Source organism: Streptomyces sp. NPDC047130 (assembly GCF_040643475.1).
In the GTDB taxonomy this organism is placed as follows: domain Bacteria; phylum Actinomycetota; class Actinomycetes; order Streptomycetales; family Streptomycetaceae; genus Streptomyces.
The window spans coordinates 1-26154 of record NZ_JBEYUK010000034.1 but is presented as its reverse complement, the minus strand read 5'-3'; the positions used below and the strand labels follow the sequence as shown (position 1 = coordinate 26154).

The following is a 26154-nucleotide window of genomic DNA, read 5'->3' as shown; positions in this document are numbered from 1 at the left end:
TCCGCCACCCCGGCGCCCCTTCCCGGCAGGAGCACCGGGATTCGCTGCGCCCACCAGACCTCCCTTCCACCTCGTTCACCACGAGAAAGGGCCGACGTGTCGGACCACCACGGGCACACCCACTCCCACCCGCACTCCCACCCGCACTCCCACAGCCACACCCACCCCCACGCGCACGAGGTCGACCCGGTGACCCGGGCCGCCGCGGACGCCTCCGCCTCCGACAAGGACCTGACGCCGCGTGAACTCTCCCGCCGCCGGCTGCTGAGGGCCGCCGGCGTCACCGGCGCCGTCACCGTCGGGTTCTCCGGGATGCTGGGAGTCACCCCCGCCATGGCCGACGAGGCCGGCCGAGGTCGTGGCCAGGACGGCCACGGCCACGGAGGCAGGGGCGTCCGGCACTGGCTGGCCGGCGACCACCACATCCACACCCAGTACTCCTCCGACGGCCAGTACACCGTCATGGACCAGGCGCGGCACGCCGCCGCCTACGGCCTCGACTGGCTGGTCATCACCGACCACGGCGGCGCCACCCACGCCCGCCTCGGCGTGGACCTCGTGAACCCGGACATCCGGGCGGCGCGTGCCGAACTGAAGGACACCCTGATCTTCCAGGGCCTGGAGTGGAACATCCCCGCCGCCGAGCACGGCACCGTCTTCGTCGCGCCGGGGAAGAACGAGGTCGAGGTCCTCAAGCAGTTCGAGAACGACTACGACGGCAGCGTCAGGAACGCCCGCGACAACACCCCGCAGAACGAGGCGCTGGCCGTCGCCGGCATCCAGTGGCTGGGGCGGCAGAAGGACCGGCGCCGCGTCGAGGACGCCCTGTTCCTCGCCAACCACCCGGCGCGCAACGGCATCGACAGCCCCCACGAGGTGCGGGCCTGGCGCGACGCCGACCCGCGGATCGCGGTGGGCTGGGAGGGCGCGCCCGGCCACCAGGCCGCGGGCATCCGCGCCGGCTACGGTCCCGGCGACGCGCGGGGCGGCTACGGCAACTCCGCCGGACCCAGCTCGTTCCCCGGCTACCCGCCGGAGAGCTACCGCTCGTGGGGCGGCTTCGACTTCTACACGGCCACCGTGGGCGGCCTGTGGGACTCGCTGCTGGCCGAGGGCAAGGCGTGGTCAATCTCCGCCAACTCCGACTCGCACCGCAACTGGGGCGACACCTCCCGCCGTCCCAACGGCTCGGACTCGGCCCGCTTCGACCGCGACGGCCGCTACGGCGACCCCGTCTACGCCGGCCAGGTCAACCTCGAACTCGGTGACTTCTGGCCCGGCATGTACAGCCGCACCCACGTCGGCGCGTCCGCCCGAGGCTACACGGCGGTGATGCGGGGCATCCGCGAGGGCCGGATCTGGGTCGACCACGGCAACCTGGTGAAGAACCTCGACGTCCGGCTGGTGGCCTCGGGCCGCGGCCGCGGCGAGGAGACCCTCGGCGGCACCCTGACCGCGAAGCGCGGCAGCCGGCTCGAACTGGTCGTCACCGTCACCGCTCAGGACGTGCCCAACTGGGGCATGTTCCTGCCCCGGCTCAACCGGGTCGACCTGATCCGCGGCGCCGTGGACCCGGCCCACGCCGACTCCGACCACGACAAGCTGACCGCCCCGGACACCCGGGTCGTCGTCCAGACGGACACCTCCGGCCGCACCGGCACCTTCACCCTCCGCCACGACCTGGGCGTACTGGAGGAGGCGTTCTACGTGCGGCTGCGCGGCACCGACGGCAACCGGCAGCAGCCCGGCTACCTCGGCCCCCGGATCGACCCGGCCGGCCCGGCGATCGACGTGGTCGGCGACGCCGACCCCTGGCTGGACCTGTGGTTCTACACGAACCCGATCTGGGTGCTCCCGGTCCGGTGAGTACGGCACGCAGAGCGGTGGCCGTGGACCGGGCGGCCGGCAGCCTCGGCGCGGCCGAGCACCTGGTCCACGACCTCGACGAGGCGCTGGCGGGTCTGTTCCCGGGCGAGGACCACGTCGTCAGCACGCACACGGTGCGGGAACCGGTCGGCCGGTTCGTGGCCGTGGTGAGCTGGTCGGACGGGCCGGAACCCGGCGAGGTCGCCGCCCGGCTGCGGGCCGCGCTCCCCGACGCCGCCGTCGGCGACTCCGGCACCGCCGTCGAGGAGGCACGGCACCGGACCGCCGGCCGGCTGGCCCGCTACCCGGGACGCACCCCCGTCGAACGCCGCACCACCCCCGCCGAGGCGGTCGCCGCGAGCTGCCTCGACGCCGTCGAGGGACTCGCCGGCACGGTCGTCACCCCGGACACCGGCCTCGACCTGACCGGCTTCGCCCGCCCCGTGTGGCGCGACGGACGGTGCGTCCTGCTCGTCCAGCGGGGCGCGGACGCCCTGATCCCCTTCGAGGTGCGCCACCAGACCGCCTGCTGCTCCGACCACTGACCCCGGAGCGCCGGCACCACCCGAGGCCCGGCCGGGGCGTTCCCGCCCCGGCCGGGTCAGGTGCCGAGCGCGTGTCCGGTCGTCGCGTCGACGTGGTCCGGGATCTCGTCGTGGCGATCGCCCACGCTCGGTGTCCCGGTGGGCTCGAACATGAGGATCGCGGCGCCGGACGGAGCGAACGGCCTGTGCTCCGTGCCGCGGGGGACGGTGAAGACCGCCCCCCGCGGGAGCACGACCGTCCGCTCCCCGTCCGGCTCGCGCAGGGCGATGCGCAGCTCGCCGTCGAGTACGAGGAAGAACTCGTCGGTGTCGTCGTGCGCGTGCCAGACGTGTTCGCCCTCGACCTTGGCGACGCGGACGTCGTAGTCGTTGACGCGCGTGACGATACGAGGGCTCCACAAGGCGTCGAAGGAGGCCAGAGCCTTGCCGAGGGAGATGGGTTCGCTGTTCATGCGCCCACCCTCGGCCCTTCCGGCCGACCGCCGTGAGTGCTAGAAATCGCACATGTCGAAAGAATCCTCGCACGGGGCTCGCGCTGCGGGCGCGCACCGGGTCGTCGTGATCGTCGACGAGAACTCCAACCCCTTCGAACTCGGCTGCGCCACCGAGGTCTTCGGCCTGCGCCGACCGGAGCTCGGCCGCGACCTCTACGACTTCGGGCTCTGCTCGCCCGAGCCCCGCACCCTGATGCGCGACGGGTTCTTCACGCTCACGGGAGTCGCCGGCCTGGAGGCGGCCGACGCGGCGGACACCCTGATCGTCCCCAACCGCCCGGACACCGAGGTACCCCGCCGGCCCGCCGTGCTCGACGCCGTCCGCCGGGCACACGCCCGGGGCGCGCGCCTGCTCGGCTTCTGCAGCGGCGCCTTCACCCTGGCCGAGGCGGGTGTCCTCGACGGACGCCGGGCCACCGCGCACTGGCAGTGGGCGGACTCCTTCCGCACCCGCTTCCCCTCCGTCCAGCTCGAGACGGACGTGCTCTTCGTGGACGACGGCGACATCCTCACCGCGGCAGGCAGTGCGGCGGCGCTCGATCTCGGCCTGCACGTCGTCCGCCGCGACCACGGCGCGGAGATCGCCAACGCCGTGAGCCGGCGCCTGGTCTTCGCGGCCCACCGCGACGGCGGGCAGCGGCAGTTCGTGGAGCGTCCCATGCCCGACGTGCCGGACGAGTCCCTGGCACCCGTCCTGGCCTGGGCCCAGGAACGCCTCGACTCACCCCTCACCGTGTCCGGCCTCGCGGCGCGTGCGGCGGTCAGTCCGGCCACGCTGCACCGCCGCTTCCAGGCACAACTGGGCACCACGCCGCTGGCCTGGCTGACGGGGGAACGCCTCGCCCTGGCGTGCCGGCTGATCGAGCGCGGCGAGTCCCGCTTCGAGGTGGTCGCCCGACGCAGCGGGCTCGGCACCGCCGCCCACCTGCGCACCCTGATGCGCCGCGAGACCGGCATCACGCCGTCCGCGTACAGGCGCCGGTTCGGCCCGGCGACGCACTGACGGCCGACATCCCCCGGCGCCCCGCCACCCGCGCCCCGCGACCCGCGACCCGCGACCCGGTGACGCCCCGCTGTCGCCCGCACGCGGGTGCCGGCCGCTACGCCCGGCCGCGGTCCCCGAGAGCCACCGCGGTGGCCCGCGCGAAGGCTCGCGGGGCCCGGGGCGCGACGTGGCCGCGAACCGGGCGTCACCCGCGAGGGGCCAGGGGGAGTTCGCGGCCCCGCCAGCGCCTGCGGAGCCAGCGGTCGTGGCTGGCCACCACGATCGCCCCGGGCCCGGTGTGCAACGCCTCCTCCAGTTCGTCGCACAGGCTCGGCGACAGGTGGTTGGTGGGCTCGTCGAGCAGCAGCAACTGCGGCGGCATCGCCACCAGGAGGGCCAGCGCGAGCCGCCGCCGCTGGCCGACCGAGAGCGCGCCGACCGGCTTGTCGAGGTCCGCCGCGTGCAGCAGGCCCAGGGAGTCGAGCGGCACCGCCTCCGCCCGTTCGTCGCCCAGCGTCAGCTCGTAGGTGAGCCGGGCCGACCGCTCCGGCCGGTCGAAGACCGTGTCCTGCGCGAGCTGTCCCACGGTCAGTCCGGGCCGCCGCCGCACCTCGCCCTCGGGGTCGAGGCGTCCGGCCAGCACGGCCAGCAGCGTCGACTTCCCCGCCCCGTTGCCGCCCGTGACGAGGAGACGGTCGGTCTCCGGCACCTCGGCGGACACCGGCGCCAGCCGGCCCGGAACCGCGACGTCCGTGAGGGACACCAGCGGCCCCTCCCCCTCCTCCGCGGGCGAGGCCAGCGCCGTGCTCACGAACCGCAGCGGCGGCGGAGGCTCGCCGACCTGGCCGCGTTCCAGCTCGTCCAGGCGCCGGGAGGCGTTGCGCACCCGCCGGGAGATCTGGTGCTGCACCCGGTTCCCGCGGCGGCCGTAACCCATCTTCTCGTTGTCGCGCCGCCCCCGGTCCGGCGCGACGCGGTGCGCGGTCAGCTCCGTGGAAACCCGCAGGGCCGCCAGCTCCTCCTGCTCCTCCGCCCGGCGGCGCTCCCAGCGCTCGCGGGCGGCACGCTTCCCGGCCAGGTAGGCGGTGTAGTTGCCGCCGTAGCGGACCGGCCCGTCCAGGGCGGGGTCGAGGTCGACGAGGTCCGTGCACACGGCGTCCAGGAAGGCGCGGTCGTGGCTGGCCAGCACGACCGCGCCGGGCAGGGCGCGCAGCCGTTCCTCGAGGAAGGCGGCCGCGTCGTCGTCGAGGTGGTTGGTCGGTTCGTCCAGCAGCAGGGCGGTGGGCTGCCGGACCAGCAGCGCGGCCAGGGCGAGCCGGCCGCGCTGACCGCCGGACAGCGAACCGAGCGTCCGGTCGTGCGCGAGGGCGCCGAGACCGATGCCGTCGAGCACCAGCGTGGCACGCCGGTCGGCGTCCCACGCGTCCCGGGCCTGCGCCTGCTCCAGGCGGACGGCGTACGCGTCGAGCAGGTCGGCCTGGCCCGGCGCGTCCTGCGCGGTCCGGGCCAGCCGTTCGGCCAGCCGTTCCAGTTCGAGCAGGTCCTCGCGGACCTCGCGCAGGGCATCGTCGAGGACGTCGGAGATCGTCGCGTCGCTGTCGTACGGCATCTCCTGATGGAGGAAGCCCAGCGCGGCCGGTCGGGTGACGTGGCCGGAGTCGGGCTCGTCGGCCCCGGCCAGCAGGCGCAGCAGGGTCGACTTGCCGACGCCGTTCTCGCCGATGAGCCCGATGCGCCGGCCGGGCGAGGCGGTCAGGGAGACGCCGTCGAGCACCCGCCGGCCGTCGAGGGTGCGGACGAGGTCGTGGGCGAGCAGAGCGGGGTGAGGCATGAGGTCCGTCCAGAACGTGATCGGTGGACGGCCCGTGGGGCGGGGTGCCTCGGCACGGGCCAGGGCGACACGCGACGGCTCACACCTCGGGGGCGCCCGCCTCGCTCAGCCGGCCGTCGGCCAGCCGCAGCCACCGTCGCACGCCGATCTCGCGCAGGAACCGCTCGTCGTGGCTGACCACCACGAAAGCCCCCTGGTAGGAGTTGAGGGCGTCCTCCAGTCGGCCCGCGCCGACCAGGTCCAGGTTGTTGGTCGGCTCGTCCAGGAGGAGCAGGTGGGGAGCCGGTTCGGCGCACAGCACGCACGCCAGCGTGGCGCGCAGCCGCTCACCGCCGGAGAGGACGCCGACGGGCAGATGGGCGCGCGGCCCCCGGAAGAGGAAGCGGGCGAGCAGGTTCATCCGCTCGGCCTCCGGCCGCCCGGGCGCGTGCTCGGCGAAGTTCTCGGCGACGGTGCGGTCCTCGTCCAGCAGGTCCAGGCGCTGCGACAGATGGGCGACGCGGCCGTCGGCCCGCCTGGTCTCCCCGCCGAGCGGCGTCAGGTCACCGCTGAGCACCTTCAGCAGCGTGCTCTTGCCCGCGCCGTTCGGGCCGGTCAGCGCGATGCGCTCCGGCCCGCGGATGGTCAGGTCGACGCCGCCGTCCGCGAAGACGTCCCTGCCGCCGAGGCGGACCTGGACGTTCTCGCCGGAGAACAGGGTGCGCCCGGCGGGCACGTTCGTGTCCGGCAGGTCCAGGGTGATGCGCTGCTCGTCGCGCAGCGCGCGCCCGGCCTCGTCCAGCCGGGCCTGCGCCTCGCCGACCCGGCCGGCGTGCACCTGGCCGGCCCGCCCGGCGGACTCCTGGGCGCCCCGCTTCATGGCCCCGGCGAAGATGCGGGGCAGACCCGCGTTCTTCAGGTTGCGGGCCGCGTTGCTCTGCCGGCGCTCGGCGCGCTCGCGGGCCTGCTGCATCTCCCGCTTCTCCCGCTTCAACTCCTGCTCGGCGTTGCGGACGTTGCGCTCCGCGACCTCCTGCTCGGCCCGCACCGCCGCCTCGTAGTCGGTGAAGTTGCCGCCGTAGAACCGCAGTTCGCCGGAGTCGAGCTCCGCGATGTTCTCCATGCGGTCCAGCAGGGCGCGGTCGTGGCTGACCAGGAGCAGACAGCCGTTGTAGTCCTCCAGCACGGCGTACAGCTTGTGGCGGGCGTCCGCGTCCAGGTTGTTGGTGGGCTCGTCGAGCAGGAGCACGTCGGGCCGCTTCAGCAACTGCGCGGCGAGGCCCAGGGAGACGATCTGGCCGCCGCTGAGGGTGGCCAGGCGCCGGTCCAGGGTGAGGTCCGCAAGACCGAGGCGGTCGAGCTGGGCGCGGGTGCGTTCCTCGATGTCCCAGTCGTCGCCGATGGTCGTGAAGTGCTCCTCGGCGACGTCCCCGGACTCGACGGCGTCGATGGCCCGGACGACGGCGGCGACGCCCAGCACCTCGGCGACCGTGAGGTCGCCGGTCAGGGGGAGGGTCTGCGGCAGGTGGCCGAGCGTGCCGGCCACGGAGACCGATCCGGCGCGGGGTTCGAGCTCACCGGCGACCAGCTTGAGCAGCGTGCTCTTGCCGGTGCCGTTGGGGGCGACCAGGCCGGTGCGGCCGGTGCCGAGGGTGAAGGACAGGCCGTCGAGGACGGGGGTGTCGTCGGGCCAGGAGAAGGACAGGTTGGTGCAGACGACGCGGGCGTCGGACATGGAGGTGACCTCGTGCGGGAGGGAGGCAGAGAAACACTTCTGCCTCGGCGGCAGACACAGGGAAGGAAGGAACGACAACGAGGCCACGACGGCGGCGGTGCGTCCGCGCACCGGCCGGTGGCCTGTCGGGTCCGGGTATCACCCGGAGATGTCGTCGTCCACCACCATGTCTGGGCTCCTCGACGAATCGGTCAACGTTCCCCAGCAGGGTAACAGCCCCTTCCCGGCCCCCGCGGCCGGTGGCCCGCCGCCCGCGGGCAACCGCGCCCGGCGGCCGCCCGCGGGGCCCCGAGCGGCCCCGCTCCGGCAGGGCAGGGTCAGGCGACGGGGGCCAGGGTCCCGCGGAGGACCGCCGCCAGGTCCGCGGGGTGGCTGGTCGGCAGGTCGTGGCTGCCCGGCAGCGGCACGACCCGGAACGGCCCCGTGGTGAGCGCGGACCACGCCTCGATCCGGTCAGGGGCGACGGTGTGGTCGTCGCGGCCGTACACGGCCACCGTCGGCACCGCGACGGGCTCGGCGGCACCGCTCTCGTACAGCTCCAGCTCGTACGCCTCGACGAGCTCGTAGTCGGCGCGCAGGGCGGGCTCGACGATGTCGAGCAGCTCCTCGTTGGCGAGGAGCTGCGACGGGAGGTACCCGTCCGTGACGACCTGCCGGAGGAAGTCCGGCCGCGGCAACGCCCACGTCGGCTCGCGGCGGACGCTCCCGGGAGCCGGGTGCGAGGAGACGGCCAGCGCCCGCACGGTGGCCGGACCCAGGCGCCGTGCCACCTCGTAGGCGATCGACGAGCCCGCGCAGTGGCCGTACAGCACCACCGGCCGTCCCTGCGCGTGGTCGAGCAGTTCGCCGGCGAGCTTGTCGGCGAGCTCCGCCATGACGGTCTCCACCGGCTCCCCGAGGCGGGACTCCCGGCCCGGCAGGCGCACCGCGAAGGCGTCGAAGGAGTCGGACAGCTCGACGCACAGCTGACGCACCGTGGCCACGCCGGCACCCGCGTGCGGAAAGGCGTACAGCACGCACTCCTGGACGCCGTCGTGAGGGACACCGACGAACCAACGGCTTTTCGTGTGAGTACCCATGTACGTGAGCATGGCCAGTCACCGCGGTCCGGTGCCGCCAACCCTGACTGACCTCTGAAAGATTCCCGGACAACAGCCGGCCGCCACGGCAGGCTGACACCCTGTCGGACCCCTCGGCCGCGTGAGCGCGAACGCGCACACGACGACGGATCCCGCCGCCGGCGCGGCGACGGGACGAAGCAGAGCCCCGAGAGAGACGCAGGAGACAGCGGTGGACAACTTAGGATCGGTCGGCTTGGTGAGCCCGGACCGGACCGGCCACGACGGCCCGGACCTCGAACTGCTGCGCGCCCAGGTGCGGGCCCAGTGGGCGGACGCGCTGGAACACGACGACTTCGGCGACGACGAGGACTTCTTCGAGGCCGGCGGGAACTCCCTGCTGGTGGCCGGCATCATGGCCGCGCTCGGGGCCCTGCTCGGCGCGCGCCTGCCGCTCCGCATGTTCTTCACCCACCCCACGGTGGACGCACTGGCCGGCGCCCTGGCGGCCCACGAGGCATCGCCGGCAGGGGCCACGTGAGCGCCCCGCCGATGCCCGCCCCGCCGCTGTCGGCTCCGCACGCCCCCTGGAGCGCCTGGAACGAGACCGCCCGGCCGTTCCGCGACGACGCCACGATCACCGATCTGATCGCCGAGGCCGCCCGGCGGTACCCCGACCACCCCGCGATCGTGACCTCCGACCGGCAGGTCCTCACCCACGGCGAACTCGACCGCCGCTCCAACCGGCTGGCCCGCCTCCTGCGCGAGCTCGGGCTGGGCCGCGGCTCCACCGTCGGCATCCACGGCGAGCGCGGCGCCTCCGCCCTCGTCGGCATGCTGGCGGTGCTCAAGGCCGGCGCCTCCTACGTCCCGCTCGACCCGGTCTGGCCCGCCGCCCGGGTGGTCGGACTGCTCGACCAGCTCGGCGTGGCGGCGGTGCTCACCGACCGCGCCTCGCTGCCCGCCGTGCAGGAGTTCCGGTGGGAGGTGCCGTCGCTGCGCCACGTCCTGTGTCCGGACATCCCCGAGGAGTTCTCCTGGTCGGCCACCTTCCGGCCCGAGCGGGTCGTCGACCTCTTCGACTACGTGTCCGGCTCCCCGGACCCCCTCGAAGCGGCCGGCTTCAACATGCGTCCCTCGGAACGGCCCTGCACCGCGGAAGACGTCCGGGCCTACCAGGACCACGTGGCACGGTTCGTCCGGGCCGCGACGCCCGCCGAACGGCCCGCCGTGCTGGAGATCGGCTGCGGATCCGGCCTGATCGTCGAGGCCCTGGCACCGTGGGCGTCCCGCTACGTCGCCGTCGACCCCTCACCGGTGGCCGTGGCCCGCAGCGAGGAGGCCGGACTCCGCGCCGGCGGCCAGGTCGAGGGTGTGGTGTGCTTCGCCGACGAGGCCGCCGAGCGGGTCGACGGGCCGTTCGACGTCGTCGTCCTGGCCAGCACGGTGCAGTTCCTGCCGGACCTCGACCACCTGACCGGCGTCCTCGACTCGCTCCTCGGGCTGCTCCCCGACGACGGCGTCGTCGTCCTCGCCGACCTCGCCGACCCCGCGCTGAGCACCCACTCCGGCCTCCGGGTGCCGCCCCGCTTCGTCGAACGCCTCCCCGAACTCCTGCCCGGCGTGGCCCACGCGAGCGTCCACCGCCGGCCGGCCGACCGCTTCACCGGCGAGCTGGCCGAGCGGTACGACGCCGTCATCCGCGTCGCGCCGTCCCGCCACCGCGCGGCACCGGACCGCGAGCCGCTGTGGACCGGCCATCACGTCGCCCTCCGGCCGGCCACCCCCCTCACCACCGGCCCCACCGCCGACGACGTCTGCTACACCATCTTCACCTCCGGCTCGACCGGAGCGCCCAAGGGCGTCGTCGTCAGCCACCGGTCGGTGGTGAACCTCATCGACTGGGTGAACCGCACCCACGCCGTCGGGCCCGCCGACAAGGTCCTCTTCGTCACGTCCTTCTGCTTCGACCTCTCGGTCTACGACATCTTCGGCGTGCTGGCCGCCGGCGCGACCGTACGCCTGGCGTCCGCCACGGACCTCGCCGAACCGGACACCCTGGTGGACATCCTCGAACAGGAGGCCGTCACCATCTGGGACTCGGCGCCCGCCGCCCTGGCCATGGTCATGCCCTTCGTCCAGTCGCGCCGGCCCGCCGGACGCGACACGCTCCGCCTGGTCCTCCTCAGCGGCGACTGGGTCCCGGTGCCGCTCCCGGACCGGATCCGGGCCGCGTTCCCGAACGCCGAGGTGGTGGCGCTGGGCGGCGCCACCGAGTGCACCGTCTGGTCGAACGGGTACCGGGTGGGCGACGTCGACCCCGCGTGGCCGAGCATCCCCTACGGGAAACCGATGCAGAACGCCCGCTACTACGTCCTCGACGGAGCCCTGCGGCCCTGCCCCCTCGGCGAGGAGGGCGACCTGTACATCGCCGGCGCCTGCGTGGCCCAGGGCTACGCCGCGGCCGCCGCGCTCACCGCCGCCAAGTTCCTGCCCGACCCGCTGGCCGGGCGCCCCGGCGAGCGCATGTACCGCACCGGTGACCGCGCCCGCTGGCTGCCGAGCGGCGACCTGGAGTTCCTGGGCCGTCTCGACGACCAGGTCAAGGTGCGCGGCTACCGGATCGAACTCGGCGAGGTGCAGAGCGCCCTCCTCCAGTGCCCCGGCGTCCGGGCCGCCTCCGTGGTGGCACCGACCGGGCCGGGCGGACGGACGCTGGCCGGCTTCTACGTGCCGGCGGCCGGACCGCTCCGGAAGGCCGAGGTCGTCCGCGCCCTGCGCACCCTGCTGCCCTCGTACATGATCCCCACGCGCCTCGTGGCGCTCGACGAACTGCCCCTGACCAGGACGGGCAAGGTCGACCGGGCGGCCCTCCTGAACCGGCTCTAGACGCTTCCTGCACCGGCCCCAGCCGCGTCCCCCGGACCGCGGCCCGACACCCCGGACCGTGGCCCGACGACCGGACAACCCCGCGCAGGACGACCGAAAGGTGACAGCAGCATGGCGCCCCTCACGCACACGCGACAGCGCGTGTCGTCCGTCGACCGGTTCGATGAGGTCGAGGCCGCGCTCCGGAAGCGGGACGGCGTGGCGCAGGCCGCCGTGGTCCCCCACGAGGACGGGACCGGGCAGCGGCGCCTGGTCGCGTACGTCGTTCCCGAGGCGCCGGACGCGGACGTGACCCGGCACGTCGAGATGTGGCGCGCGATCTACGACGACATGTACGGCGACACCGGGCCGGACACCACCCCCGGCATCGGCGACGACTTCACCGGATGGAACAGCTCCTACACCCGCGAACCCATCCCCCTGCCCGAGATGCGCCGGTGGCGCGCCGCCATGGTCGAGCGGGTGCGCGGACTGCGGGCGCGCCGGGTGCTGGAGATCGGGGTCGGCTCCGGCCTCCTGCTCGGGCCGCTGGCCCCGGAGACCGAGGTCTACTGGGGCACCGACTTCTCGGAGCCGGTCGTCGAACGCCTCCGCGCCCAGGTCGCCGGCGACCCGCGGCTGAAGGACAAGGTGACCCTGCGGTGCCAGCCCGCCGACGTCGCCGACGGACTGCCCGCCGAGTACTTCGACACGGTCCTCCTCAACTCGGTCGCGCAGTACTTCCCCGACGCCGCCTACCTCTCGGACGTCCTGGACTCCGCGCTGCGCCGGCTCGCCCCGGGCGGCCGGATCGTCGTCGGCGACATCCGCAACCACGGCACCCTGCGGGAGTTCCTGACGGCCGTCCACCACGCCCAGCGCCCCGACGCCGAGCCGTCCGCGGTCCGGGCGGCGGTCGCCCGCGCCGCGCGCCGCGAGACGGAACTCCACCTCGACCCGGGCTTCTTCACCGAGTGGGCCGACGCGCACCACGACGTCGTGGCCGTGGACGTCCGGCTCAAGCCGGGACCGGACGCGAACGAACTCACCCGGCACCGCTACGAGGTCGTCCTGCACAAGGGGCCGGGCGGACCGACGCGGCTCGCGGACGTCCCCACCGTCGTCTGGGGCTCCGACGTGCACCGGACGTCCGCCATCGAAGCCGAACTGGCCCGGCACGGCGGCCCCTTCCGGCTCACCCGGATACCGAACGCCCGGCTGGTGGGCGAGGCGGCGGAGTGCGGGGTCCCCGCCACGGAGCCAGGGACGCCGCTCGACCCGCACGCGCTGCGGACCTGGGGCGAGGAGCACGGCCGTACCGTCCTGTGCACCTGGTCGGCCGAGGCGCCCGGCTGGTTCGAGGCGGTGATCACGCCCGAGGAGCCCACGGCGGAGGACGGCACGCACCGCTACGACGGCGTGTACCGGCCCCTGGACACCCGCTCCAGGCCGCTCGCCAACGCGCCCGCGGCCTCCCGCCGGGCGTCGAAGCTGCCGGCCGTGCTGCGGCGTGAACTCGCGGTCGAACTCCCCGGCCACCAGGTGCCGGACGAGATCGTGGTCCTCGCCCGCATGCCGTTGACCGCACGCGGCGAGATCGACCGCGCCGCGCTCCCCGAACCGGCGCGGACCGGCGACGACGAGGGCAACCGGACGTGAAGGGCGACGGAGGGGACAGGGGAAGCATGAGCGGCATCCGGGACACGGGAGACACGGCGGTGAACCCGTTCGACGACGAGAACGGCGAGTTCTACGTGGTGGTGAACGACGAGGAACAGCACGCGCTGTGGCCCACGTTCGCCGAGGTGCCCGGCGGCTGGCGGATCGTGGCCGGTCCGGCCGGGCGCGCGGAGAGCGTCGCGCACGTCGAACGGCACTGGACGGACCTGCGGCCCCGGAGCCTGCGCGAGGCGACGCGGGCGACCTGAGCGGAGGACCGCACCGCCCGCCGCCACCGCGGGCCCTGTACCGGCGGATTCGACCGGGGCTCGTCCGTGCCGAGAGGCCCATCGGCTTCCGTGGGACGCACCGGGATGGATGTACGCGGGATGTACAGGGAGGACCTCCGTGGGCGGTCGAGATTCCGATGTCGTCTTCGTCCGATGGCCGGCACAGGCGGATCTGCGGACCCGCTGCCGGAAGGAAGGGATGCCGCGCCTGCTCGTCGTCGAGGCGGGCGCGCAGCCGCCGATCAGCGACGATCCGGTCGAGGACTGGGTACGCCCCCCGGTGTCCCGGGACGACCTGCAGGCCCGCGTCACCGTCCTGCAGAACCGCTTCGACAGCAACCGGGTACCGACGATCGACTCGACCGGAACCCTCAGCTACGGCCGCCACTCCCTCACCGTCTCCACCACGCAGGCCGAGTTGATGCGGCTGCTCGTGGACCGCTTCGGCGAGGTGGTGCACCGCGCCGAGTTCGTGCAGGGCCCGGCCCTGCGGGCGCTGAAGCTGAACAGGAACTCGCTCGACCTGCACATCATGCGGCTCCGCCGCCGGCTCCTGCCCGTCGAACTGTCCATCCGGACCGTGTGGGGGCGGGGCTACATGCTGGAGAACGCCGTCTCCGCCGAGGCCGTCCCGTTGACGAGGGCGTCGGGCATCTGACCGGCGCGACGACCAGCGCCCTTCGCACCGCGATTCCCCGCCGCAACCGCATTCTCCACGAAAAGGGCTCGCGGAACGCTGGAGAACCGGTGGTGCCGCGATATCGACAAGGCCGCACCCCACATGAGCATTCGGAACGGAATCCGGGTCTTCTGGCAGCATCGGGGCATGCCCGTCCGCGGGACTTTCCCGAATGGAGTCGACGTGACCCGGACCGATCTGAAAGCGGTGGAATTCCCCACCGAGCGCGCCTGCCCCTTCAGTCCTCCGCCGAAGCTGACCGAGTTGCGGGACGACCACCCGGTGAGCCGGCTGGCCTATCCGGACGGCACCACGGGCTGGCTGGTCACCGGGCATGCCGCGGCGCGCGCCGTGCTGACCGACCCGCGGTTCAGCTCGCGCGGCGAACACCGCAGGATGGCCGTCGGCGAGGGAGTCCCCCAGCCGACACGTCCGGGCGTCTTCATCTTCATGGATCCGCCGGAGCACACCCGTTTCCGGAAACTGTTCACCGGCGAATTCACCGTGCGTCGGATGAAGAACCTGGAACCGAAGGTGGAGCGGATCACCGCGGACCGGATCACGGCCATGCGGAAATCCGGATCCCCGGTGGACCTCGTACAGGAATTCTCCCTGCCGATTCCCTCGCTGGTGATCTGCGAACTGCTGGGCGTTCCGTACGAGGACCACGAGTTCTTCCAGCGGCATTCGGAGACCATGCTCGACTACGAGCGCCCGATGCACGAGGCCATGGAGGCCTTCACGCTGATGGCGGAGTTCCTCTCCGCGCTGATCCGCCGCAAGCGCGAGAAGCCGGAGGACGACCTGCTGAGCAGGGTGGCCGCGTCCGACCTCACGGACGCCGAGGCCGCGGGCTCGGCGATGCTCCTCCTCACGGCGGGACACGAGACCACCGCGAAGATGCTCGGGCTCGGCACCTACCTGCTGCTGTCCCGCCCCGAGCAGTGGGCGCTGCTCAGGGAGAGGCCGGAGCTGATCAACGGCGCCGTCGAGGAGATGATGCGCTACCTGAGCATCGTCCAGTTCGGGATCATCCGCGGAGCCACCGAGGACGTCGAGCTGGACGGCCGGCTGATCCGCGCCGGTGAGGTCGTCACGGTGGCCCTGTCCACCGCCAACCGGGACCCGGAGTCCTTCGCGGACCCGGAGGTGTTCGACATCGGCCGCAACGCCGGACGGCACCTCGCCTTCGGCTACGGCGTGCACCAGTGCGTGGGGCAGCAGCTCGCCAGGATCGAGATGCGCGTGGCGTTCAGCCGGCTGATCTCCGAGTTCCCCGACCTGCACCTGACCGTGGCGCCCGAGGAGATCGAGACGGCCCACCTGGCGTCGATGTACGGCGTGAAGCGTCTTCCCGTCGGCTGGTGACGGCCATGAGAGTCGCGGTCGACCCGGCCAGGTGCTGCGGTGCGGGCATGTGCGCCCTGACCCTCCCCCAGGTCTTCGACCAGGACGAGGAGGACGGGACCGTCCTCCTGCTCTCCCCCCGCCCGCCCGAGGAGCTGCGGGACGACGTCACGGAGTGCGTGCGGCTGTGCCCCTCCCAGGCGATCAGCCTCGACGACGACGCCTGACCCTCGCGCTCCACCGCCCAGGGCCGGCGCGGTCCCCCCGGGACCCGCCCCCGCCGGCGGACTCGTCCGGGGACCCGTCGTGCCTTTCACCTGCCCGAAGTGAGGATGCGTGATGAACGCCGACGACATCGCCGTCGTAGGACTCGGCTGCCGCCTCCCCGGCGGCATCGACACCCCCGAAGCTCTCTGGCAGGGCCTGCTGCGGGGCGTCGACGCCATCGGCGAGGTCCCCCCGCAGCGGTGGCGGGCCGACGACTGGCACGACGACGACCCGTCGGCACCCGGGAGGACGACCACCCGGCGGGGCGGATTCCTGGACGACGTCGCGGGATTCGACGCCGAGTTCTTCGGCATCTCGCCCACCGAGGCCCAGCAGATGGATCCGCAGCAGCGGCTGGCCCTCGAGGTCGCCTGGGCCGCGGTCGAGGACGCCAGGATCCGCGCCGACCGGCTCTCCGGGTCCGCCACCTCCGTGTACTTAGGCAGCATGTGGCAGGAGTACCACCTCGCCACCGGGGCGTCCCCCGGGGAGATCCGCACCCACACCGCCATCGGCACGGACACCTCGATCATCCCCGCCCGCATCGCCTACGCCCTCGGTCTGCGCGGGCCCGTGATGTCCGTCGGCACCGGATGCAGCTCCTCCCTGGTCGCCGTCCACCAGGCCGTCCGCAGCCTGCGCTCCGGAGAGTCCGACCTCGCCCTGGCGGGCGGGGTCAGCCTCATGCTCCACCCCCACACGACCGTGGCGATGTCCAAGTTCGGCGCCCTCAACCCCGACGGCCAGTGCCGCGCCTTCGACGCGGACGCCGCCGGGTACGTGCGCAGCGAGGGCTGCGGCGTCGTCGTGCTGCGCAGGCTCGCGGACGCCCGGCGCAACGGCGACCGGATCTACGCGGTGATCCGGGGCAGCGCCGTGAACAACGACGGCACCACCGACGGCCTGGCCACCCCGGGCGCCGGGACACAGGCCGAGGTGCTGCGCTCGGCCTGGCGGGAGGCCGGAGTCTCCCCGAGCCTGGTGTCGTACGTGGAGGCCCACGGCACCGGGACCCGCCGCGGCGACCCCATCGAAGCGGCGGCACTGGCCGACGTGTTCGGCCGGGACCGGAAGGAGCCCCTGCGCATCGGCTCCGCCAAGACCAACTTCGGCCACCTCGAACCGGCCGCCGGAGTGCTCGGCCTGCTCAAGACCTCCCTGGCGCTGTACCACGGAGAACTGCCGGCCAGCCTGCACTTCCACCGCCCGAACCCGGAGATCGACTTCGCCGCCGCGAACCTGGCCGTGGTGACCCACCGGCAGCCGTGGCCGGAGGGCCCCCGCCTGGCCGGCGTCAGCAGCTTCGGCTACGGCGGCACCAACGCCCACCTCGCGCTGACCGGCCCGCCGACCGGGACCCCCGCAGCTTCCGGAACCTCCGCTGCCCCCGAGACGCCCGCAGCCACCGCGACCGCAGGGGCCGCCGACGCCCCGGAGCCCGCCGCGCCGGCACGCGTTCCCTGGGTGCTGTCGGCACGCTCCGAACCGGCCCTGCGGGAACAGGCCCGCCGACTGCTCGCCCACCTCGCCGACCACCCCGGCCTCTCCCTCGCCGACGTCGGCCACTCCCTCGCCACCACCCGGGCCGACCACCAGCACCGGGCCGTCGTGCTGGGACGGGACCAGGCGGAACTGGTCCACGGGCTCCAGGCTCTCGCGTCGGGAGCCCAGGCGCCGAACCTGTTGACCGGCTCCGGCGCGGGGGTCGACCCGGTGCTGATGTTCGCCGGCCAGGGCGCCCAGTGGGCGGGCATGGCCGCCGCGCTGCTCCGGTCCTTCCCGGTCTTCGCCGAACGGTTCGCCGCATGCGGGACGGCCCTGGAACCGTACGTGGACTGGAAGCTGGCCGAGGTCATCGACGACGCCGACGCCCTGGAACGGGTGGACGTCGTGCAGCCCGCCCTGTGGGCGATGATGGTGTCGCTGGCACGGCTGTGGGAGCACTTCGGCGTCCGGCCGGCGGTCCTCCTCGGACACTCGCAGGGGGAGATCGCCGCGGCCTGCGCCGCCGGAGCGCTGTCGCTCGAGGACGCCGCCGCCGTGGTGGCGCTGCGCGCGCAGGCCATCCGCCGCGGTCTGGCCGGCCGGGGCGGCATGGTCTCCCTGGTGTGCTCCCGGGCCGAGGCGCGGCAGCTGACCGAACGGTGGCCGGGCCGCCTGTCCGTGGCCGCAGCCAATGGGCCCCGCAACACCGTGGTCTCCGGCGATCCGGAGGCCCTCGCCGAACTGACCGCGCACTGCGACTCCACCGGCGTCCGGGCCAAACGCATCCCGGTGGACTACGCCTCGCACTCGGCGCAGGTCGAGACGATCCGCGAGGACATCCTCACCGCACTGGCGGACATCCGGCCGCGTCCCGGCGTGGAGGGCTTCTTCTCCACCGTCGACACCGCCCGGACCGACACCGGCACCCTGGACGCGACCTACTGGTACCGGAACCTGCGCTCCCCGGTCGAACTCCACGCGTGCGTGAGCGAACTGGCCGCCGAGGGCCACCGGGTCTACGTCGAATGCACCCCGCACCCCGTGCTCACCATGGGGGTGGAGGAGAGCGCCGACGTGCGCACCGTCGGCACACTGCGCCGGCAGGAGGGCGACCGGTTCCTGACGGCCCTCGCCGAGGCGTACACCGGCGGGGTGGACGTCGACTGGAGCCGCGCCTTCGGCCGGGCGGACGTCGTGGACCTGCCCACCTACCCCTTCCAGCACCGGCGGTACTGGATCGACGCCGCGTCGACGGGCGGCACCGGCACGGCCGACGCGCCGTTCTGGGACGCGGTCGGCCGGGAGGACCTCGACGAGGTGGCCCGGACCCTGGGCGTCGCCCCGGACGCCCTCGCTCCCGTGCTGCCCGCACTGGCCTCGTGGCGCCGACGGCGCACCGCGGACTCCGTCGTGGACGACTGGCAGTACCGCGTCGACTGGAAGCAGCTCCCCGGCGCCGCGGTCCGCCAGGGCGAGTGGCTGGCCCTCGTGGCCACCGGCGACGCGTGGGCGCACTCCGTCGTCGAGGCGCTGACCGGACAAGGACTGCGCGTCACCGCCCTGGAGGCCGGCCCCGGCCTCGACCGGGACGCGCTCGCCGCCCGCCTGCGCGGCACCACCTGCGACGGCGTGCTCTGCCTGCCCGGCGCGGACGACGCCCCGCACCCCGCGTACCCCGCCGTACCCGCGGGGTACGCCATGACGCTGACCGCCGTCCAGGCGCTGGGGGACGCCGGGGTGACCGCCCCGCTGTGGTGCGTCACCCGCGACGCCGTCGCCGTCCACGACGAAGCGGTCGCGCCCGACCGGAGCCTGGTGTGGGGGCTCGGCAGGGTCGTCGCCCTCGAACACGGCACGCGCTGGGGCGGTCTGATCGACGTGTCCGCCGCGTACGACGCCGCGGCCCTGGCCGGGATGCTCACCGGCGTGCACGGCGAGGACCAGATCGCCGTCCGGGGGTCCGCCGCGTACGGACGCCGCCTGGTGCGCGCCGCCACCGGCCCGGCCCGCGAATGGAACCCCGAGGGCACGGTCCTGATCACCGGCGGCACGGGCGCGCTCGGCGCCGCGGTCGCGCGGCGGCTGGCCGGGCGCGGCGCCGAACACCTGGTGCTGGTCGGCCGCGGCGGACCGGACACCCCGCGGGCCGAGGCCATCGCCGCGGAGATCCGCCGGCTCGGGGCCGGGGTCGAGATCGTCGCCTGCGACGTCGCCGACCGGGAGGCCCTCCGGGAGCTCGTCGGGCGGACCCGGCCTCGCGCCGTCGTGCACGCCGCCGGAGAGCTGCACGACGGACTCGTCGAGGACCTCACCCTCGACCAGGTCGACGCGGCACTGCGGGTGAAGGCCCGCGGAGCGTGGAACCTGCACGAACTCACCGACGGACTCGACGCGTTCGTGCTCTTCTCCTCGTGGGGCGCGACCGTCGGCGTCCCGGGCCAGGGCAACTACGCGCCCGGCAACGCCTACCTGGACGGTCTGGCCGCGCTGCGGCACGCCCAGGGGCTCCCCGCGACCTCCGTGGCGTGGGGTCCCTGGGACGGCGGCGGCATGGCCCGGGGGCCGGTGCGGGAGGTCCTCGACCGCCACGGCGTGCCCCCGATGGCGCCGGACCTTGCCCTGACCGCCCTGGACCGGGCCGTCGCGGCCCCGGAACCCTGCACGACCGTCGCCGAGGTGCGGTGGGAGCGATTCCGCACCGTGTTCACGGCGACCCGTGCCAGCGCCCTCCTCGGCGACCTGCCCGACGCCACCGGGGCACCGGCCGTGCGGGCGCCCGTCCTCCGGCAGCGGCTCGCCGAACTCCCCGCGGACAGCCGGCCGCACGCCGTGCGGGAGGAGGTCAGGGCGCAGGTCGCCCACCTGTTGGGACTCCCCTCGGCGGACGCCGTCGACGCCGAGCGCACCTTCAGGGAACTTGCCCTCGACTCGGTCCACGGCGTCGAACTGCGCAACCGGCTCGGAGCCGCCACCGGACTGCGGCTGCCCGCCACCCTCGTCTTCGACCACCCCACGCCCGCCCAGGTGGCCGCCCACATCCTCGACGCGCTCCCCCTGGACGACCCGCCACCCGCCGCCCCCACCACGACCGCCGAGCTGTCCACGGCCCCCGCCGCGACCGCTGACCTGCCCACGGCCCCCGCCGCGACGGCTGACCCGCAGGCGGCCCCCACCGCGACGGCCGACGCCCCGGCCGCCCTCGACCCGGCCGCCGTCGCACCGGTTGCCGTCGCGCCGGCCGCCGACGCCCCGACGCCCGGCCCCGAGGACCCCGCGGAGCCCATCGCCATCCTCTCCATGAGCTGCCGTTTCCCCGGCGGCGTACACGATCCGGAGAGCTTCTGGCGGCTGCTCGCCGACGGCGGGGACGCCATCACCCCGTTTCCCGAGGACCGCGGCTGGGACCTGTCCTCGCTGTACCACCCCGACCCCGACCACCCCGGCACCAGCTACGTCCGCCACGGCGGCTTCGTGGCCGCCGCCGCGTTCGACCCCGAGTTCTTCGGCATCAGCCCCCGGGAGGCGCTGACCATGGATCCGCAGCAGCGGATCCTCCTGGAGGGCGCCTGGGACCTGCTGGAGAGGGCCGGGATCGCACCGGACACGCTGCGCGGCAGCGACACCGGCGTCTACCTCGGCACCAACGGCCAGGACTACGCGTCGCTGGGCACCCCCCACGGCTCCGAGGGCTTCGGGCTCACCGGAAGCGCCGCCGCCGTGGTCTCCGGCCGGGTCTCGTACGCGCTCGGCCTGGAAGGGCCGTCCGTCACGGTGGACACCGCGTGCTCGGCCTCGCTGGTCGCCGTCCACCTCGCCGCGCAGGCCCTGTCGAGGGGCGAGTGCGCGATGGCCGTCGCCGGCGGCGCCACCGTGATGGCCACGCCGCGGCTGTTCGTCGGGTTCAGCCGGCAGCGCGGCCTCGACCCGGGCGGACGCTGCCGCGCCTTCTCGGACGACGCCTCCGGCACCGCGCTCGCCGAGGGCAGCGGACTGCTGCTCCTGGAGAGGCTCTCCGACGCGCGGCGCCACGGCCATCCGGTCCTCGCCGTGATCCGGGGCTCGGCCGTCAACCAGGACGGCACCTCCAACGGGCTCACCGCGCCCAACGGCCGGGCCCAGCAACGGGTGATCCGCAAGGCCCTGGCCGCGGCGGGACTCGAAGCCTCCGACGTGGACGTCGTGGAGGCCCACGGCACCGGCACGACGCTGGGCGACCCCATCGAGGCACACGCCCTGCAGGCCACGTACGGCGCCTCCGGCAGGCCGGTGTGGCTGGGCTCGGTGAAGTCCAACATCGGCCACACCCAGGCCGCCGCGGGCGTGGCCGGCGTGATCAAGATGGTCCTGGCGATGCGTCACGGCCTGGTACCGCGCACCCTGCACGCCGACACCCCCACCCGGCACGTGGACTGGTCGGCGAGCTCACTCCGGCCGGCCACCCACCCCGTTCCCTGGGACGGCGAACGCCCGCGACGGGCGGGCGTCTCCTCCTTCGGCATCAGCGGCACCAACGCCCACCTGATCCTCGAACAGGCCGCCGAGGCCGGCGAACCGGCGGCCCCCGCCTCCCCTCCCGGGCCGCTCCCCTGGGTCCTGTCCGCGCGCAGCCGCGAAGCCCTGCGCGAGCAGGCCTCCCGGCTCGCCGTCCAGGTCGGCACGCACCCCGGGACGGACCCGGCCGACCTGGCGTTCTCCCTGGCCACCTCGCGCACGTCCTTCCCGGAGCGCGCCGTCGTCGTCGGCCGGGACACCGCCGACCTGCTCGCCGGACTGCGTGCCGTCACCGGGGGAGAGTCGTCGACGTCGGTGGTGGAGGGATCGGCGCGGGACGGCCGGACGGCGTTCGTCTTCGCCGGACAGGGCACCCAGCGCGCCGGCATGGGAGCGGACCTGCGCGAGGCCTACCCGGTGTTCGACGCCGCGTGGCAGGAGATCCGTACCGGACTCGACCGGCACCTGCGCCTTCCGCTCGACCAGGTCGTCGACGACCCGCGGGCGCTGCGCCGCACCGAGTTCGCCCAGCCCGCGCTGTTCGCCTTCGAGGTGGCGCTGTTCCGGCTCCTGGAGAGCCTCGGGATCACGCCCGACCTGGTCCTCGGCCACTCCGTCGGGGAACTCGCCGCCGCCCACGTGGCGGGCGTGCTCTCCCTGGCGGACGCCTGCGCGCTGGTCGCCGCCCGCGCCCGGCTGATGCAGGACCGCCCGGACACCGGCGTCATGCTCGCCCTCGAGGCCGGCGAGCACGAGATCACCCCGCTGACGTCCGCACGGGTCGCCCTCGCCGCGGTCAACGGGCCCGGGTCCGTGGTGATCGCCGGTGACGCGGACGCCGTGGACGAGGTGGCCGGCCGGTTCACCGGACGCCGCGCCAAACGCCTCGACGTCTCCCACGCCTTCCACTCCCCGCACATGGACGGCATGCTCGGCGCGTTCCGGACCGTGGCCGAAGGACTCACCTTCCACCCGCCGCGCATCCCGCTGGTGACCAACCTGACCGGCCGGCTCGTCACCGCCTGCGGCCCCGACCACTGGGTGCGCCAGGTCAGGCAGCCGGTCCGCTTCGCCGACGGCATCCGCACCGCGCTCGGCGAAGGCGTCACCGCGTTCCTCGGCATCGGCCCCGACGGGACGACCGCCGCCATGACCGAGGACTGCGTGGACCGCGACGCCGTCGTGATCGCCGCCCAGCGGCCGGACCGGCCCGGACCCGAGGCCCTGACCCTGGCGGTCGCCGCGGCGCACACCGCGGGCGCCGCACCGGACTGGCCCGCGCTCCTCGGCGGGCGGCGTCGCCGCGTCGACCTCCCCACCTACCCCTTCCAGCGGCGGCGCTACTGGCCGGACCCCTCCGGCGCCGGACACCCCTGGCTGACCGACACCACCGAACTGGCCGACGGCGGCTGGGTGCTGTCGGGCCGCGTCTCGGCCTCGTCCCAGCCCTGGCTGGCCGACCACGTGGTCCACGGCACCGTCGTCGTCCCCGGCACCGCCCTGCTCGACCTGGTCCTCGCCGCGGCCGGGCAGGCCGGCGCGGCCGGCGTCGGCGAGCTCACGCTGTCCCGGCCGATGGTGCTGCGCGACGCGGCCCGGATCCAGGTCAGGATCGGCCCCGGCGAACAGGGCCGCCGGACGGTGACCCTGCACAGCAGGGTGGACGGCACCGGCGCCTGGACCACCCATGCCGAGGGCGAGCTGCTGGACGACCCCGGTCCGGAGCCAGCCGACCGGACGACGCCCGAACTCCCGCCCGTGGACCTGACCGGTTTCTACGAGGGCTTCGCCGCCCAGGGCGTCCACTACGGTCCCGCCTTCCAGGGCGTGGCCGAACTGCGCGGACAGGGCCCGACCGCCTGCGGCGTGGTGCGGCTGCCCGTCGCCGAGGCGGGCGGATTCGGCGTCCACCCGGCCCTGCTGGACGCGGCCCTGCAGGTGATGCGCGCGGTGCTCCCGGCCTCCGCCGAGGCCCGCATCCCCTTCGCGTTCACCGACGTCCGCCTGTACGCCACCGGCGCCACCGAACTCCACGTCCGCGTCGACCTCCACGACGACGCGATCCGGGCCACCATCACCGACCCCGCCGGGGCTCCCGTGATGCACATCGGCGGCCTGCGGCTGCGTCCCGTCGACGCCGGTCAGCTACGAGCCGCCCTCCCCGTCCCCGACCTCTACCGCGTGGCCTTCCGCCCCGTGCCGAAGACGCCGCCGGTCCCGGTCACGGAGCCGATGGCGGTCCTGGGCCGCGGCCCGGTGTCCGAGGCCCTCGGGCTGACACCGGCCGAGGCGCTTCCGGCCGAGACGGTTCCGGACGACGGCCCGCGCCGCGTCCTGATCGACGCCACCGCGCACCCCGAGGGCGTCGACGCCGTCCACGAGGCGACCGCGGACACGCTGGACCTGCTGCGCCGGCTGCTGCCCCTCCGGGACACCGAACTGGTGTGGATCACCCGGGACAGCGTCGCCGCCCGCCCCGAGGACCGCGTGCGCGGCCTCGCCGGGGCGCCGCTGTGGGGCCTGCTCCGCGCGGCGCGGCGCGAACACCCGGAGGCGGTCCTGCGGATCGTCGACTGCGACCGGATCGACGCCGAGACCCTGCTGACGGCGCTCTCCGTGACCGGCGAACCCGAACTCGCCCTCAGGGACGGGGAGATCCTGGCCCCCCGGCTGACCGCGGCGGGCGCCCCCGGCACGGCCACCGCCACGGTGTCCGGCGGAGCGGTACTGATCACCGGCGGGACCGGCGAACTCGGCAGGGCCGTCGCCCGGCACCTGGTGACCGAACACGGGGTCCGCGACCTGGTCCTGACCTCACGCAGCGGACCGGCCGCCCCGCAGGCGGGGGAGCTGGTCGCCGAACTGACCGGGGCCGGCGCGCGATCGGTGCGGATACTGGCCTGCGACGTCACCGACCGGACCCAGGTGGCCGACGTCCTGTCCACGGCCGACGACTGGTCCGCCGTGCTGCACCTCGCGGGCGTGCTCGACGACGGCCTGCTGCTCGACCACGACCGGCGGCGCCTGCGCAAGGTGATGGCCCCCAAGCTGGACGGCGCGGCCCACCTGGCGGAACTCACCGCCGGAATGGACCTGTCGGCGTTCGTCCTGTTCTCCTCGGTTGCCGCCACCTTCGGTTCCGCCGGACAGGGCGCCTACGCGGCGGCCAACGCCTGCCTGGACGCCCTCGCCGCCCGCAGCGGCGGCACCAGCCTCGCCTGGGGCCTGTGGGAGCCGACGGGCCCCGGCATGACCGCCCACCTCACCGAGGCGGAGCTGCGGCGCCTGCGACGGCAGGGCATCGCCCCGCTGCCCGTCGCCGACGCCCTGCGACTGCTCGACCGGGCGCTGCGCTCGCCGGACGGCAACCTCGTCCCCGTCAGGCTCGACCTCGCCGCGTTGGAGGGCGAACCCCCGGCGCTGCTGCGCGGACTCGTCCGGCCCACCCTCCGCCGCGCCGGCGACGGCCGCGGGGACCACGGGCTGCGCCGGCGCCTGCGGGGCGCGACGCCCGAGGAGCAGGCCGCCACGGTCACCCGGCTCGTGCTGGAGGAGGCCGCCGTCGTCCTGGGGCTGCCCGGTCCGGGAGCGCTCAGGAGCAAGGCCGTGCTGAAGGACCTCGGCCTCGACTCGCTGATGGCCGTGGAACTGCGGCGCAGGCTCGCGGACGCCGCCGAGGTGCCGCTGCCGGCGAGCCTCGCCTTCGACCACCCCACCCCGGCCGACATCGCGGACCTGCTGATGCTGCGCCTGGGGATCACCCGCCCGGAGACCGCGACGGCACCCGGACCGGGGCCCGCGACGGCCCCGGAGGCGCCCGCACCGGCCCGGTCGGCCGCCGAGATCGGCGCCGAGCTCGAGGCCCTCCTCGCGCTCGATCTGTAGATGCTTCCGTCCCCCCCATCGCCCTGCCGGAAGGAACTGCTCGATGTCCGAACAGAGTCGGCTGGAACTCGCCCTGCCCGCCATCCGGGAGCTCAAGAGGCGGGCGACCGATCTGGAGGCCCAACTCACCGAACCGGTCGCGATCGTGTCGATGGCGTGCCGGCTGCCGGGTGGGGTGGAGACGCCGGAGGAGTTCTGGGAGCTGTTGTCCTCGGGCGGGGACGCGATCGAGGGCTTCCCGTCGCGGTGGGACGGCTGGGACGTGTACGACCCGGACCCGGAGGCCGCCGGCAAGAGCTATGTACGTGAGGGCGGATTCCTGCGGGACGTCGAGGAGTTCGACGCCGCCTTCTTCGGGATCCCCCCGCGCGAGGCGCAGGGGATGGACCCGCAGCAGCGCGTGGTCCTCGAAACCTCCTGGCAGGCCCTCGAACGCGCCGGCATCCCCGCCGAGGCCCTGGAGAACAGCAACACCGGTGTGTACCTGGGCACGATGAACGGCGACTACGGCAGCCTGGGGCACGGCCTCGGCGACCAGGACGGATACGTCAACACCGGCAGGGCGAGCAGTGTGCTGTCGGGTCGTGTCTCGTACGCGTTGGGTTTGCGGGGGCCTGCGGTGACGGTGGACACGGCGTGTTCGTCGTCGTTGGTGGCGTTGCATCTGGCGGTGTCGGCGTTGCGGCAGCG

16 protein-coding genes are annotated in these 26154 nt (G+C 74.5%); 12 read left to right on the top strand and 4 right to left on the bottom strand.

Features of this window, described 5'->3' with window-relative positions; translation table 11 throughout:
• The first annotated feature begins 96 nt into the window (after positions 1-96).
• Both ABZ836_RS27845 and ABZ836_RS27840 read left to right on the top strand, forming a co-directional pair.
• Positions 97-1866, top strand: coding sequence for a PHP domain-containing protein (locus ABZ836_RS27845; RefSeq protein ID WP_361146655.1), 1770 nt, complete (start codon positions 97-99; stop codon positions 1864-1866).
• Positions 1863-2411 carry a hypothetical protein gene (locus tag ABZ836_RS27840; protein WP_361146652.1) on the top strand — a complete coding sequence of 183 codons (549 nt, stop codon included), beginning with the start codon at positions 1863-1865 and terminating at the stop codon, positions 2409-2411. The genes ABZ836_RS27845 and ABZ836_RS27840 overlap by 4 nt, the downstream gene beginning before the upstream one ends.
• Positions 2412-2467: 56 nt before the next feature.
• Here ABZ836_RS27840 and ABZ836_RS27835 read toward each other — a convergent pair whose 3' ends face one another.
• A complete protein-coding gene (locus ABZ836_RS27835) occupies positions 2468-2863 on the bottom strand; it encodes a cupin domain-containing protein (RefSeq protein WP_361146650.1) in 396 nt (131 codons plus the stop codon).
• A gap of 52 nt (positions 2864-2915) precedes the next feature.
• Here ABZ836_RS27835 and ABZ836_RS27830 point away from each other — a divergent pair, with 52 nt between their 5' ends.
• A complete protein-coding gene (locus ABZ836_RS27830) occupies positions 2916-3908 on the top strand; it encodes a helix-turn-helix domain-containing protein (RefSeq protein WP_361146647.1) in 993 nt (330 codons plus the stop codon).
• A 187-nt stretch (positions 3909-4095) separates the two neighbouring features.
• Here ABZ836_RS27830 and ABZ836_RS27825 read toward each other — a convergent pair whose 3' ends face one another.
• From ABZ836_RS27825 to ABZ836_RS27815, 3 genes are all read right to left on the bottom strand, one after another.
• Positions 4096-5721 (bottom strand): ABC-F family ATP-binding cassette domain-containing protein, encoded by a 1626-nt coding sequence (locus ABZ836_RS27825; protein ID WP_361146644.1) that lies wholly within the window; start codon positions 5719-5721, stop codon positions 4096-4098.
• 79 nt (positions 5722-5800) lie between these two features.
• Positions 5801-7435, bottom strand: coding sequence for a ribosomal protection-like ABC-F family protein (abc-f, locus tag ABZ836_RS27820; RefSeq protein ID WP_361146641.1), 1635 nt, complete (start codon positions 7433-7435; stop codon positions 5801-5803).
• Between the two features lie 317 nt (positions 7436-7752).
• Entirely contained in the window at positions 7753-8514 is a 762-nt protein-coding gene (locus tag ABZ836_RS27815) for an alpha/beta fold hydrolase (protein WP_361146638.1), read from the bottom strand.
• A gap of 238 nt (positions 8515-8752) precedes the next feature.
• On the opposite strand from ABZ836_RS27815, the gene ABZ836_RS27810 reads away from it, so the two are divergent.
• From ABZ836_RS27810 to ABZ836_RS27770, 9 genes are all read left to right on the top strand, one after another.
• On the top strand, positions 8753-9034 hold the full coding sequence (locus tag ABZ836_RS27810) for a phosphopantetheine-binding protein (protein WP_361146704.1): 282 nt from the start codon (positions 8753-8755) through the stop codon (positions 9032-9034).
• Entirely contained in the window at positions 9031-11382 is a 2352-nt protein-coding gene (locus ABZ836_RS27805) for an amino acid adenylation domain-containing protein (protein WP_356133429.1), read from the top strand. The genes ABZ836_RS27810 and ABZ836_RS27805 overlap by 4 nt, the downstream gene beginning before the upstream one ends.
• A gap of 111 nt (positions 11383-11493) precedes the next feature.
• Positions 11494-13020: a methyltransferase gene (locus tag ABZ836_RS27800; protein ID WP_361146635.1), complete on the top strand. Its 1527-nt coding sequence runs from the start codon at positions 11494-11496 to the stop codon at positions 13018-13020.
• A 26-nt stretch (positions 13021-13046) separates the two neighbouring features.
• The gene (locus ABZ836_RS27795) at positions 13047-13289 is read left to right on the top strand and encodes an MbtH family protein (RefSeq protein WP_356133433.1); all 243 of its coding nucleotides are present in this window, start codon (positions 13047-13049) and stop codon (positions 13287-13289) included.
• Between the two features lie 220 nt (positions 13290-13509).
• Positions 13510-13968 (top strand): winged helix-turn-helix domain-containing protein, encoded by a 459-nt coding sequence (locus ABZ836_RS27790; RefSeq protein ID WP_356133435.1) that lies wholly within the window; start codon positions 13510-13512, stop codon positions 13966-13968.
• A gap of 204 nt (positions 13969-14172) precedes the next feature.
• Positions 14173-15357 (top strand): cytochrome P450, encoded by a 1185-nt coding sequence (locus ABZ836_RS27785; protein ID WP_361146631.1) that lies wholly within the window; start codon positions 14173-14175, stop codon positions 15355-15357.
• A 5-nt stretch (positions 15358-15362) separates the two neighbouring features.
• Positions 15363-15563 carry a ferredoxin gene (locus ABZ836_RS27780; RefSeq protein WP_356133558.1) on the top strand — a complete coding sequence of 67 codons (201 nt, stop codon included), beginning with the start codon at positions 15363-15365 and terminating at the stop codon, positions 15561-15563.
• Between the two features lie 112 nt (positions 15564-15675).
• Positions 15676-25464 carry a type I polyketide synthase gene (locus ABZ836_RS27775; protein WP_361146628.1) on the top strand — a complete coding sequence of 3263 codons (9789 nt, stop codon included), beginning with the start codon at positions 15676-15678 and terminating at the stop codon, positions 25462-25464.
• Positions 25465-25507: 43 nt separating this feature from the next.
• Positions 25508-26154 (top strand): polyketide synthase (locus ABZ836_RS27770; protein WP_361146625.1); only part of this gene is annotated, 647 nt, incomplete at its 3' end.